Raw genomic sequence first — 12,375 nt, 5'->3', positions numbered from 1 at the left:
TCAGGGACTTACGAGCCGTGAAAAGACGGCTCGTTCGGGAAAGACATGGCAGCCATGAGTGTACTCAATACCAAGGTGCTGGTGCTCAACCGATCCTACTTTCCTGTCCACGTCACCTCGCTGCGGCGCGCGTTTTCCCTGCTCTACCAGGGGGTGGCCAAAGCCGTTGATGATCAGTACCAGACCTTCGATTTCAACAGCTGGAGCGCCCTGTCGGCATCCTTGAACGACGAAACCATCGGTCTGGTCGGCCAAGCCATCAAGGTCCCACGCGTCATCCTGCTGGTTGCCTACGACCGGGTGCCGAAGCGGCGGGTGCGTTTCTCGCGCTTCAACGTCTTTGCCCGCGACAAGAACACCTGTCAGTACTGCGGCCGGCGCCTGCCGCGCTCGGAGCTGAACCTCGACCATGTCGTTCCACGCTCCAAGGGCGGTACCTCGGGCTGGGACAACGTGGTGTGCTCGTGTTTTGCCTGCAACCGCAAGAAAGGCGGTCTGCTGCTCGAAGAGACCCACATGCGGCTGATCGAGAAGCCCGTTCAGCCGGAGTGGACGCCGTTCATGATCGAGACCTTCAGCTTCAAGCGCTACCGGGAGTGGCTGCCGTATCTGAGCGAGGTCGACGCGGCGTACTGGAACACCGAGCTGGAGCGTTAGTCTGGTGGTCGTGCCGACGCATTGTGTGCGCTGATTGGCATCGAACAGGATCACATCACGGACTTTCTGCTACTTGCCGACGTTCTTCGGCTCCTTGTCCTCATGGGTGCAACGAGCAGTGCCTGCCCGCTATTATGCTGTTGTCGGTGTTGAGGCGAAGAATGGAGACACTGTCATGGACAGTATCACACTCGAAAATTTCCGTTGTTTCCGGGAGAGGCAGACCGCCCATTTGGCTCCGCTGACCCTGCTCGTCGGTGAGAACAGCACCGGCAAGACCTCATTCATGGCGCTGATCCGGGCGCTGTGGGACATTGCTTACGAGCATGAGATTCCAGACTTTAAAGAAGAGCCCTATGATCTTGGAAGTTATGAGGAGATCGTCCACCACCGGGGCGCAAGAGGAGGCCGAGCTAAGACCTTCGAGGCGGGCTTCAACGTTTCCCCAAGCCTGAAACCCAACGGTCAGTCCTATTGTTTCGAGGTGACTTTCGGAAAGACGGGGACTGCGCCGATCCCTGTGGGAGCACGGCTTGCCCGTGAAGGTGGCTGGATCGAGGTTCTTTTCGAGAGAAACTACCACTGTCAGGTCAGCTTTGGGACGCCACGGGGCGCTTGGAGGTTGAAGACGCCCTATATTCGTCGTGTCCGATTAGATGCCTATGACGACCGGATTTCAGTTTTTTTCTCTATTCCACGGATATTGAAGGAGTTCATAGATCGGAGAAATATAGAGCTAATCACACCACAAGGCTCCAGTTCGCCTACCGATGAAGATTTTGACCTCATCGAACAACTGAACCTCACTCTCGACCGGGACAGTTATCGCTATCGCGAAGAGACGCCACCTTATGCCAGCGCACCCGTCCGCTCCTACCCGCGCCGAACCTACGACCCTACTCGTCTGATCCGGGATGCCGAAGGCGTTTTCGTTCCCATGTATCTCGCCAACATGTACTTCAGCGACCAGAACGGGTGGGCCAGACTGAGAAAAGCGCTTGAGAACTTCGGGCGAGATGCAGGTCTTTTCGATGAAATCTCTATTAGGCCACTCGGGAAAAAAGATAGCGAACCTTTCCAAGTGCAGGTCAGAAAGTTTGGCCGCCGACTAAAAGGTCCTCAGCGCAACCTCGTTGATGTCGGCTATGGCGTCAGTCAGGTGCTACCCGTAATAACCGAATTGCTGAGCCGAGAGGCGCCGTCCCTGTTTCTGTTGCAGCAACCAGAAGTGCATCTTCACCCCAGCGCCCAAGCCGCTCTTGGAAGCTTATTCTGCCAGGTCGCCGGACCGGAGCGTCAATTGATAGTCGAAACACACAGCGACCACTTGCTGGACCGAGTGCGTATGGACGTACGCGACGAAGAGACGAAATTGAAGCCCGAGGACGTTTCCGTCTTGTACTTTGAACGTGAGGACCTGGACGTTCACATTCATTCGTTACGATTTGACGAACAGGGAAACGTCTTGGACGCCCCGCCAGGCTACCGACAGTTCTTCATGGAAGAAATGCGAAGGTCTTTATGGAAGAGATGAAATCCGCATGGACCTGAAGAAGAATGTGCGCAATTGTTGACGTCAACGTGGCTCACGAGGTGTTCGGAGATAGCCCATCACCTCCAGCAGAGAAGTTCTATGAGTGGCTCGAAAGTGGAGGGGGCAGGCTGATTGTTGGCGGCAAATTGCTCAAGGAGCTTGAAGAGACTTCGCCAGACTTCAGACGCTGGGGGGTGGCGGCCCAGCTTGCTGGAAAAATGATAACCGTGAATGAGAGAGAAGTTGAGACGAGAACACGGCAAATCGAACGCGAGGGGGCAATTAGGTCAGACGATCCTCATATTCTTGCCTTAGCCCAAGTCAGCGGAGCTCGGCTATTATATTCTAACGACCGAGATCTCGGCGACGATTTCAGAGATAGAAAATTAATCGAAAATCCGCAGGGAAGAGTCTATACGACGCGTAGGGATAAAAACGCTCCTCAGGCACTGGATAATACGAAGTTCCGTCGTAGCCATCGAGAACTGTTGAGAAGAAACGTATGCCGAAAACCGGATTGATCCCATCCACATCAAATGACTGCCAGCCGGCTTCGTCAGGGTTCGTTCAGGACAAGTTCAGCACGTCCAGGCGCAGCACGAAGCCCGGCAGCACCGGGTCGCCGCGAAGCGTGGGCGGACCGTCGCGCCGTTCGACCGGTCGCCCGGGCCGATAGATATACGCCCGTTTTTCTGACGGATCGAGCAGCCAGGCCAGGCGCGCGCCGTTGTCGATATACTCCTGCATCTTGTCCTGTAAGGCTGACAGCTGATCGCTCGGCGAGCGCAGTTCCAGCACAAAATCCGGGCACAGGGGAGCAAAGCCTCGTCTCTGCTCCGGGCTGAGGGCGTGCCAGCTCTCTCGCCTGACCCAGGCGGCATCCGGTGAGCGGATGGCCCCGTTCGGCAGGCGAAAGCCGGTCGAAGAGTCAAACGACAGTCCGGTTCCATCTCGCTTGGCCCAAGCCGTCAGCGTGTAGGCAATTTCACTGTTCTGCCGGCCGGTTTCTGAGCCCGTTGGCGCCATGATGACCAGCTCCTTGTCGGCAGTCAGCTCAAACCGCAAATCCCGGTTCTCCCGGCACAGCTCGACGAACTGCTGCTCGGTCAACCGAGCCGCCTCGACCTTGAGCCGAAACGGAACATTCAAGACCGTCTGTGCTATTGCCTGTGACATAGCTGATCCCCATTTTTGCGCCGTGACACCGTCTCTGCCGAGACTAGAGCCTGGCTGTGGGCTTTGCAAGGCGGCAGCGGTCTTCGGCGTGATCGCTCCCGTGTTGCGGGCCGACCCTGAACGGTGCTTGACGCGGTTTGGTTTGGATGGGATGGTCAGGGCCGCGGGCTGAGCGACACCAGCCAGGAGGAAGCGTGCCATGAGTGAAACAGAGCAGAACACAGACCAGGCTTTTCTGTACCGCCTCGGCGAACAGCTGATCGCGCGGCGCAAGATCGTCTTGAGCGGCGTTGCGGTGGCGACGTTGATATTTGCCGCCTTTGCCTTTCAACTCGATCTGATCACCCGTTTTGACGAACAGCTGCCGCAGGATCACGAGTTCATCCAGACCCATAACGAATATGCCGAAGAGGTCGGCGGAGCGAATACACTCCAGATCATGCTGGAGGTCAAGGAAGGGACCATCTTTACCCGTGAGACGCTGGGCAAGGTCTTTGAGATGACCAAGCGGCTCGATACGATCTACGGCGTCAACCACGACCTGATTAACTCTCTAGCCCACCGAACCAACCGGCGTATCCAGCTCAAGGGCGGCGGCCTGACCGAGATCGAGCCGATCATGGAACGCGCCCCGCAGAACGAGAACGATGTGCGCCGGGTGCGGGAGATCGTCTACACCACCCCCAATCTGTACGGGGTGTTGGTATCGCTCGACGAAAAAGCCACCCTGCTGCAAGCCACGTTTATCGAGGGCCGGATCGATCATCGGCGGCTGTTTGACGAAGTCATGGGCGCGGTGGTCGAGCCGTTCAGCGACGACAACACGACCATCCACGTTGCCGGCCACCCGGCGCTGTACGGCTGGGTGTACTACTACGCCACGCAGGTGTACTGGATCTTTTTGGCAACCACCTTCCTGATGTGGCTCTGTCTGTATCTGTATTTCCACGACATCCGGGGCGCCCTGCGGCCGACTATCACCGGGGTGGTGTCGGCCATCTGGGGGCTGGGCTTTATCAAGATGATCGGCTTCAGCCTTGACCCGCTGACGCTGGTCATCCCGTTTTTCATTACCGCCCGGGCGGTCAGCCACTCGGTGCAGATGCACGAGCGCTATTACGAGGAATATCAGAAGGCCGACTGGCAGAAGGAACCGGCGATTGTGGCCGCCTTTGCTCAGCTGTTCGTGCCGACCCTGTCGGGCATTCTAACCGATGCACTGGGGGTGCTGGTCATCCTGTTCGTCCCCATCGTGCTGCTCCAGAAGCTGGCCATCAGTGCCGCGGTGTGGATCCTGGCCATTACGATCAGTGAGCTGTTGCTCAATCCGATCGTCTATCACTATCTGCGCGAACCCGACGTGCGGATTGTCCTCAAACGCAACGAGGGAGTGTTCAAGCGCACCCTGAGCAGCCTGGCCGCAGTCCTGCTGTCGCCGGCGGGCAAGGCCCTGACCCTGGCCACCTGGCTGGGACTGATGGTCGGCAGCGTCTATTTCTGGCAACACCTCGTCATCGGCGATCCCAGCGCGATCTCGCCCCTGCTGTACCGCGACTCTCCGTACAACACCGCCCATGCCCGCATTCAGGAAACCTTTGGCGGGGTGGAAAACCTGATGGTCATGGCCGAACGCACCCTGCCCCAAGACACCGGCGCGTCTGAGGAAGGCTTGAGCGCCCGGGAAATCCTGGAGCGGCGCGACTCGCAGCCGTCGCTGATGAACCCCGAGGTCTTACCCTGGATTGAGAGCTTCCAGCGCTATCTGGAGCGCGATCCGGCGGTCGGCGCGAGTTTCTCGTTTGTCGATATCCTGGGCGCGGTCAACGGCACCGGCGATCCAAAGTGGAACGTCCTGCCCCGGTCCCGCACCCAGGTGCTGATGGCGATCTCGGGCTACTTCTTTGGCGTCTCGCACAGCGAGAGCGCGCGGGTTATCGACTATCAGTTCCGCCACGCGCCCATCCATTTTTACCTGACCGACCACAAGGGCGATACCGTGCGTCGGATCATCCAGCGGGCCCGCGAGTATATTGCCGCCAACCCCCTGGAGACCGCCCGCTTCCGTCTGGCCGGCGGACCGATCGGGGTGCTGGCTGCGGCCAATGAGGAGCTGCTCACAAACGACATTCTGGTCAACATCCTCGGCTTTGGCACGATCTTTCTCATCCTGGTGGTGACCTACCGGTCGCTATTGGCGGGGGTATACATGATCCTGCCGCTGTTGGTCGCCAACGCGATCATCAACGCCTACATGGGAGCGCGGGATATCGGCATCAACATCCATACCCTGCCGGTCGTCACGGTCGGGGTCGGCTTTGGCATTGACTATGCCTTGTACATCGTCAGCCGGATTATCGAGGAACAACAGCCCGGAGAAACGCTGGACACGGCCGTCTTGCGGGCGCTGGTCACCTCGGGCAAGGCGGTCACCTTTACCGCCCTGACCATGGTGCTTGGGACCCTGTTCTGGACCATGTCGAGCCTGCGTTTCAGCGGCGAGATGGGGCTGTTGCTGGCGCTGTGGATGGGGGTGAGTTTTCTGGCCACGATGACCCTGCTGCCGGTGTTGATCGCGCTGTTCAAGCCGGGCTTTATCACCAAGCGGTTGGCCCAGGCCGCCGCCTGAGGCACCAGGCAGGCGACGCTCGGGGCAGGCGCACACCACACCGCTCTGGTGTCTCAGTGGCAGGGGAAGCCCGCGTGCTGTTTGGACGCAAGACCGCTCACCCGGACCGTCTTGAGGCGGCTCTTGAGACACATATCCAGAACGAACTGGAAGAGGAGGGAGCGGTCTTTCTGGCCGTGGTGGCCGGCCTGCGCAAACTGGATGGCGTCGCCCGCCGGCTGGGATTTTTCTCGCCCGCCGAGTCCTACACCCGTCAGGTGCCGTGGTGGCCGATCATCGCTGTTCTGGGGACGTATTCGGCCGGTAAATCGACCTTCCTCAACGACTATCTCGACTATCCCTTACAGCTGACCGGCAACCAGGCTGTTGACGACAAGTTTACCGTCGTGTGTTACGGCCAGGACGCCCAGGTCCGGGCGCTCCCAGCCCTGGCGCTGGACGCCGACCCACGCTTCCCGTTTTACAAAATCAGCCGCGAGCTTGAGGCCTCGGCACCGGGCGAGGGCGAGCGCATGGACGCCTATCTCCAGCTCAAAACCTGCCCCAGCCAGGTGGTTCGGGGCCGGATTTTTATTGACAGCCCCGGCTTTGACGCGGACGAGCAACGCACCGCGGTGCTGCGTCTGACCGACCACATCGTCGCCCTGTCCGACCTGGTGCTGGTTTTTTTTGATGCCCGCCACCCAGAAGCGGGCTCGATGCGGGATACGCTTGAGCATCTGGTCGAGAAGACGATCCGGCGGGCGGATTCCAGCAAATTTCTGTACATACTGAACCACCTGGATGCGACCGCCCAGGATGACAACGCCGAACAGGTGGTGGCCGCCTGGCAGCGCGGCCTGGCCCAGAAGGGCCTGACCGCCGGGCGTTTTTATCACACCTACAGCCGCTCGGCGGCGCCCCCGATTGCCGACCCCCAGGTCCGGGCCCGGTACGAGGCGCTGCGCGAACACGACCACGCCGAAATCCAGGCCCGTATTCAGCAGGTGCGGACCGCCCAGGCCTACCGTGTGGTGGGAACCCTGGAGCGCTCGGCGAACGAGCTGGAGCGACAGCTGATTCCCCAATTGCGGGCCATGCTGCGCGGCTGGCGGACAGGGGTCGTGTGGCGGGACGGGTTACTGCTCGGAGGGGGGCTGGTCTTGCTCGGGCTGCTGGCTTGGTTCGGCCTTGGCGAGCTGCTCCTCGGCCTGGGGGGCGGGGGCCTGGGTGTGGTGGCTGTCGTGGCCGGTTATGGACACTGGCAGGTTCGCCGCCGGGTGCGTGAGCGGATCATCACCGCCTTGCGTCGAGACCAGGCCGACCAGCATGTAGACAATCTGGTCGAGGCCTTTCAGCACAGCACGCGCTGGTATCGGAGTATTTTTCGCACCGAACCGGCGACCTGGAATGCCCAGACCCGGGCGACCGTCGATAAGGTCCGGGCCGAGGCCGACCGCTGCGTCCAACAGCTCAACGATATCTATACCAATCCGTCCGGGACGGCCGGCCGCCACACCGCGTCGTCCGCTACGCCGCCGGAGCAGTCCGGGCAATAGGCTGGCGCGGCTCAGTCCGGCCGTTCCGATCTGCGTTTGCCCCGATGCCGGCCGCGTTCAAACACGGCCTGACAGCCCGGGGACAGGGCAGCCCAGTTGTCGCTGAGACATTGCAGCGAGGCCCGGCCCGGCCCGGCCTCGGGGCACAGCTCGGCAAGATTGGTCCGACACGCGCCAAACCGTCCCCCTCGCCGGCGACCGGGGCGTTTTTCCTGGCGTAGTGCGGTCAGGGCTTGACGTTGTTCCGAGCTGAGTAGAGCCCGAATCTGCAACATCGCCCGCAGGCGGTTTTTGCGGATCTCGGTTCGCAGCGCGCCGATCCGTTCGGCGTGCTGCATGACCGCGGCTTCGTCCGGGCTGTCCTGCTCCAGCAGCCCGCGCATCTCGGTCCGCGCCTGCTTCAGGGAAGTGCGGATTTCCCGCCCCCTGGCCCGCGCCTCCTCGACCAGGCTCTGGATGGCCTGCCGGGTGGTTTCGTCAATCCCGAGCTGCTCGGCGTGTTTTTCGATAAAACGCGCGGCCGGAGGACCGGCGTGCCGAGACCGTCCCGGCTGTTCGCCGCTGGCCTCGGGGACACTCAGCCCGAGCAGCAGTACGCACACACACACAACACGATACATATTCTCTCCTTTCACTTCAGCTTTCCAAAAAAATGCTTGCGATCGCCGCATAGTCGTCCGGTAGCAGCCCGGGCTGCTCAGCCTCTTCTTCGTCGGCCGGCTGCAAGGCCAGCAGATACTCCCAGTCGTCCGGGAGGTCAGATACCGAATCTTCCGCAGACACGACAAGTGTCCGCGTTTGTGTGGCCGACACCACCGGGGCAGGGCGGACCGGCGGGTCGCCCGACTCAAACCCAAACCACCCGCCCAGACCGAACACCAGCGCGGTGGCGAGCGCGGCCGTTGCCAGCCCGGGAAGGAGCGCCGCCCGGCGTCGCGTTTCAAGCCGGGCGGCGAGCCTCGCGTCCCAGGCGGCCCGCTGGCCTGGGCTGAGGGGGGGCGGGGCATAGTGGTCGGCCAGGCGTGTGACAAACTCCGTGTCTGTCTGCCCGGGCGACCGGTGTGTGGACGCTGTACTCATCGGTCGTGCTCCGTGGCCGGCCCAGCCTCCAACGGGCTGAGGTCGGCCAGCTCGGTCCGTAAACGGCCGAGGGCGCGGTGCAGATGGCTCTTGACCGTCCCGCTGGGCTTGCCCATCAGCTCGGCACATTCACGAACGGTGAATCCTTCCAGATGGACCAGGACAAACGCCTCGCGCTGACTGCGGCTCAGATGTTCCAGCGCTGCGGCTATGCGTTGCCTGACAAAAGGATCAGTGTCCTCCGGAGCCGTCCCGCTCGGCTGTGGAGCGTGTTCGGGGACGGACGGATTCCACACCTGCTGCCAGCGGTCGCGCACCGCACGCCAGCGACGGTAGGTCTGAGCCTGGCGGACCAGGATGCGATAAAACCAGGTCTCGAGGCGGGCCTGGTGCCGAAACGTGCCAAGCCGCTGATAGGCCCTGACAAAGGCGTCCTGGGTGATGTCCTCGGCCGCCTCGGCGTCGCCGCCGACTAGCCGCCAAGCCAGGCGTCTGGCGCGTTCCCGATGGGAGCCGACCAGCAGCCCGAAGCGGTGTTCCAGCTCCAGCTGCCCGGCGTCTGGCCGCTCGACCCGGGCTTCAACGGTTTCCACTCCCCCGGCTCCGTGCATACTTCTTTAGACCCCTGAGACAGGCGTTTGGGTTACACGACCGGCCAGCGGCCAAGGCCGGAGCGGTCCGTGTCAGGCGGGTGGGTCGGAACGGGAGGCGGGCTGGAGCTGCTGCTGGAGGGAACTCAGGGTTTTTTCGACCCGCTCCAGGCCGGACAACAGTTCGTGCTGCGGGTCATCGCGCAGATAGCCGTGCTCGACGAGGTCAATAAAGATCCGCGCCACCTCATCCGCAGCCAGCGGACCGTCGGGCTGGTACCACTGGTACAGCCAGTTGCACATGCCCAGGATGGCGAACGACAGCAGCTTGACCGGCAGGCGGGCAAACTGGCCGGATTCCACGCCCTGGCGAATCACCCCCTCGATCAGCCCATCGTAGACCCGTCGCTCGGCCCGCGAGCGCTCGGCCATGTCGGGCGGCAGATTGCCCTCTTCGCTGAAGTAGACGGTCAGAAAATTGCGGTGATCGGCCATCAGACGGACTTGATGGCGGATGATCTGGCGCAGTTTTTCGGCCGGCGGAATGTCTTGTTCGCAGATGTGGCGCAGGCCGCGTTGGAAGATGGCGATGGAGCGCTCAAAGACCCGAATCAGCAGTTCTTCTTTGCTCGGACAGTAGCGGTACAGGGTCACCCGCGAGATGTCGAGCCGCTCGGCGACCATCTCCAGGGTGGTGGCACGGTAGCCGTGCTCGCCAAAGCAGGCGGCCGCAGCCTGGAGGATGGATTCCTCCCGCAGGGCGTGTTTACCGCTCTTGGCGGGCACTTTCTTCAAAGCCATGGCCTAGCCCTGCACCAGCTGCTCCACACACTGGCGCAGCGCCTGTTGGGCCTTGTCGCGCAGCACGGTCTGGCTGTTATTGGCGATCGGGTGGGCAATCACGGCGAACGGATAATCCGCCATGCCCGAAACCCGGGCCATGACCTGGGCGGTTTGGACAAAGCGGTCGGTGATGATGGCGGTGGCCGCCACGCCGGCTTTTTCAGCGCTCAGGGCGTCGTGCAAACTGCACGACGAGCAGCTGCCTCAATCGCCGACGGCCGAGATGACGGCCTCACAGCGCGCCATCTCGGTCACCAGCTCTGGGGGGGCGGGCCGGCTGGCGTCGGGCTTTCTGAGCCGCACGACATGGGCCACGCCATACTCGGTCCGCAGCAGCTCCTCCACATGGTCGAGCAGCTCGCGGACTTTGATTTTGCTGTTGTCCAACAGCCCCAGGGTGCAGCCGTGCAACGAGGTCAGACGCGGCACCCGTCCGTTTTGGTCCACGGCTTGCTCAAAGGTCGGACTCAGAACGCGGATACTCATACGCCTATTCTCCTCCCGACGGTGTGACCGGCCTGGTCACCGCCAGCGCCTTGGACCCCAGCCAGGGCGGCACGACCGCGCCAAAGCCGCCCGCCGGCCCGCCTGCGGCAACCACCAGCAGATCCTCTGGGGTGCGCAAGGCGCAAAATTCCTGGTCCGGTCCGCCGCCCCGGTTGACGATAGCGGCCTTGCCGACGCCGGCCCAGTCGCTCCGCCTGACCCGGGCGCGGCGGTACACATACTCCTGGATGTCGTGTTTCTGCCAACCGGCCGCAGCCAGCAACTCGCGCAGCTGTTTGGGAATGACCAGCCCGTAGTTGCCCGGCCAGATCGAGTAGGTCAGCATATTGTGACGCATCTCAGCGGCAAAGGTCTCGACGATTTCCTCGGGGTCGTGGGTCCACTCGTTCATGGTCTGGCGGGGCGATTCGCAGGCCATGACGGTGACGGCTGACATGCCCTCGGCCACGCCGCGCTGTTGGGCCAGCGGCAGCCACGGGCTGTCCTCCTCGTCTTCGGCGAGACACAGCGAATACTTGCCCGGATGGCCCAGGGTGGAGCGGTCCAACTGGCCGGGCACGCAGCCCAGGACATTGATCAGCACCAGGCGCACCGCCCGGCCAATCGTCGCATTGGCCCGATTGCCGGTGCTCAGCACATTATGGGTGGCGTTCATGCCCAGGGTCTGGCGGATGGGACCGTTGACCACAATGCACTGGGCGCTGCCGCCGGTACTGGCCGTGCTGCCGTGCAGGTTGAACGGCTCCTCGCACATGGCTTGCAGGACGGCGACCAGGACCGGCATGTAGCTGGGCAGACAGCCCGCCATGACGGCGTTGATGGCCACTTTTTCGGCCGTCAGGGGCCGCTGCCGGACGCGTTCGATGCCGATGATCGTGTCTGGGCTGAGTCCCGCCGCCCGCAGACAGGCGCTTACCCCGTAGGCGGTGGGCGGGACAATAGGCAAGCCATCGGTCCAGCCCTTGTCTTGGTAGAACTCGTTGACCTGGACGGCGTCGCTCAACTCAAAGGCTTCGGATTGCAGGATCGGGTCGGGCAGGGGCATAGGATGTCTCCTGGGGCGAAGCATAGCCTACATCGGGCTCCGTCGGAAGCGGTCTCAGCCCGCCCGTCTAGCTCCGGTGTATCGGCTGGTATAGGTTGAGCCCAGACTTCAGCAAGGAGGATGGTATGAAAGTTCACGACAGCAAAGCCGCCCCCAACCCGCGCCGGGTCCGCATCTTTGTGGCCGAAAAAGGGCTCGATGTCCCGTTCGAGGAAGTTGATATTATGAACGCGGTCAACCGTCAGGCTGAGTTCCGGCAGAAAAACCCCATGGGCACGGTGCCGGTGCTGGAGCTGGACGACGGCACCTGTATTGCAGAAAGCGCCGCCATCTGCCGCTATTTTGAAGAAATCCAGCCCGAGCCGCCGCTATTGGGCGTTGATGCCACCGACCGGGCCGTGGTGGCCATGTGGGACCGCCGCATGGAGTTTGAACTCCTGCTGCCGATTGCCGATTCGTTCCGTCAACACCACGCGTTTTTCAAGGGTCGCATCGAGCAGTGCCCAGAGTATGCCGAGGTGGCCAAGCGGCGGGCCGTCCAAAATCTGGCCTGGCTCGATGAGGTCCTGGCCGACCGGCAGTTTGTCGCCGGCGAACGCTTCAGCGTGGCCGATATTACCGCCCTGTGCGCGGTTGATTTCGGGCGGGTGTCGAAGATCGGCATTGCTCCGGAGCAGAAAAATCTGGCCCGCTGGCATGAAGCCGTGTCGGCACGGCCCAGCGCCAAGGCCTAGGCAAGAAGTCACAGGGCAAATGTAGGAGCGAAGGATTTTTCGTCC

The 12,375-nt window shown here is 62.0% G+C and carries 14 protein-coding genes; 6 read left to right on the top strand and 8 right to left on the bottom strand.

Going from position 1 to position 12,375, the window contains the following annotated elements; translation table 11 throughout:
* Positions 1–54 precede the first annotated feature (54 nt).
* From J4F42_00190 to J4F42_00180, 3 genes are all read left to right on the top strand, one after another.
* The gene (locus J4F42_00190) at positions 55–657 is read left to right on the top strand and encodes an HNH endonuclease (protein ID MCE2483900.1); all 603 of its coding nucleotides are present in this window, start codon (positions 55–57) and stop codon (positions 655–657) included.
* Between the two features lie 175 nt (positions 658–832).
* Positions 833–2,191 (top strand): AAA family ATPase, encoded by a 1,359-nt coding sequence (locus J4F42_00185; protein MCE2483899.1) that lies wholly within the window; start codon positions 833–835, stop codon positions 2,189–2,191.
* A gap of 23 nt (positions 2,192–2,214) precedes the next feature.
* On the top strand, positions 2,215–2,712 hold the full coding sequence (locus J4F42_00180) for a hypothetical protein (GenBank protein ID MCE2483898.1): 498 nt from the start codon (positions 2,215–2,217) through the stop codon (positions 2,710–2,712).
* A 46-nt stretch (positions 2,713–2,758) separates the two neighbouring features.
* Here the strand turns inward: J4F42_00180 and J4F42_00175 are convergent, their stop codons facing one another.
* Positions 2,759–3,367 (bottom strand): Uma2 family endonuclease, encoded by a 609-nt coding sequence (locus J4F42_00175; GenBank protein MCE2483897.1) that lies wholly within the window; start codon positions 3,365–3,367, stop codon positions 2,759–2,761.
* A gap of 199 nt (positions 3,368–3,566) precedes the next feature.
* Between J4F42_00175 and J4F42_00170 the strand changes: the two genes are divergently transcribed.
* Together J4F42_00170 and J4F42_00165 are read left to right on the top strand one after the other, a co-directional pair.
* The gene (locus tag J4F42_00170; GenBank protein ID MCE2483896.1) at positions 3,567–5,993 is read left to right on the top strand and encodes an MMPL family transporter; all 2,427 of its coding nucleotides are present in this window, start codon (positions 3,567–3,569) and stop codon (positions 5,991–5,993) included.
* 74 nt (positions 5,994–6,067) lie between these two features.
* On the top strand, positions 6,068–7,531 hold the full coding sequence (locus tag J4F42_00165) for a dynamin family protein (GenBank protein ID MCE2483895.1): 1,464 nt from the start codon (positions 6,068–6,070) through the stop codon (positions 7,529–7,531).
* Positions 7,532–7,542: 11 nt separating this feature from the next.
* On the opposite strand, the gene J4F42_00160 is transcribed toward J4F42_00165, so the two are convergent.
* The 7 genes from J4F42_00160 to J4F42_00130 all read right to left on the bottom strand — a co-directional run bounded on the left by J4F42_00160 (position 7,543) and on the right by J4F42_00130 (position 11,596).
* On the bottom strand, positions 7,543–8,151 hold the full coding sequence (locus J4F42_00160; protein MCE2483894.1) for a Spy/CpxP family protein refolding chaperone: 609 nt from the start codon (positions 8,149–8,151) through the stop codon (positions 7,543–7,545).
* A 16-nt stretch (positions 8,152–8,167) separates the two neighbouring features.
* Positions 8,168–8,611 (bottom strand): hypothetical protein, encoded by a 444-nt coding sequence (locus J4F42_00155; GenBank protein MCE2483893.1) that lies wholly within the window; start codon positions 8,609–8,611, stop codon positions 8,168–8,170.
* Positions 8,608–9,204 (bottom strand): RNA polymerase sigma factor, encoded by a 597-nt coding sequence (locus J4F42_00150; GenBank protein MCE2483892.1) that lies wholly within the window; start codon positions 9,202–9,204, stop codon positions 8,608–8,610. Before J4F42_00150 ends, J4F42_00155 begins: the two co-directional genes overlap by 4 nt.
* Positions 9,205–9,294: 90 nt before the next feature.
* Positions 9,295–10,002: a TetR family transcriptional regulator gene (locus tag J4F42_00145; GenBank protein ID MCE2483891.1), complete on the bottom strand. Its 708-nt coding sequence runs from the start codon at positions 10,000–10,002 to the stop codon at positions 9,295–9,297.
* A 3-nt stretch (positions 10,003–10,005) separates the two neighbouring features.
* On the bottom strand, positions 10,006–10,194 hold the full coding sequence (locus J4F42_00140) for a hypothetical protein (protein MCE2483890.1): 189 nt from the start codon (positions 10,192–10,194) through the stop codon (positions 10,006–10,008).
* Between the two features lie 54 nt (positions 10,195–10,248).
* Complete coding sequence (locus tag J4F42_00135; GenBank protein ID MCE2483889.1) at positions 10,249–10,530, bottom strand: hypothetical protein; 282 nt, start codon at positions 10,528–10,530, stop codon at positions 10,249–10,251.
* A 4-nt stretch (positions 10,531–10,534) separates the two neighbouring features.
* Complete coding sequence (locus J4F42_00130) at positions 10,535–11,596, bottom strand: hypothetical protein (GenBank protein ID MCE2483888.1); 1,062 nt, start codon at positions 11,594–11,596, stop codon at positions 10,535–10,537.
* Between the two features lie 125 nt (positions 11,597–11,721).
* On the opposite strand from J4F42_00130, the gene J4F42_00125 reads away from it, so the two are divergent.
* On the top strand, positions 11,722–12,330 hold the full coding sequence (locus tag J4F42_00125; protein ID MCE2483887.1) for a glutathione S-transferase family protein: 609 nt from the start codon (positions 11,722–11,724) through the stop codon (positions 12,328–12,330).
* Positions 12,331–12,375 lie beyond the last annotated feature (45 nt).

The organism is Desulfurellaceae bacterium (assembly GCA_021296095.1).
In the GTDB taxonomy this organism is placed as follows: Bacteria; Desulfobacterota; Binatia; order Bin18; family Bin18; genus JAAXHF01.
Note: the sequence above shows the minus strand (reverse complement) of the source record. Positions and strands in the feature narration are given on the sequence as shown.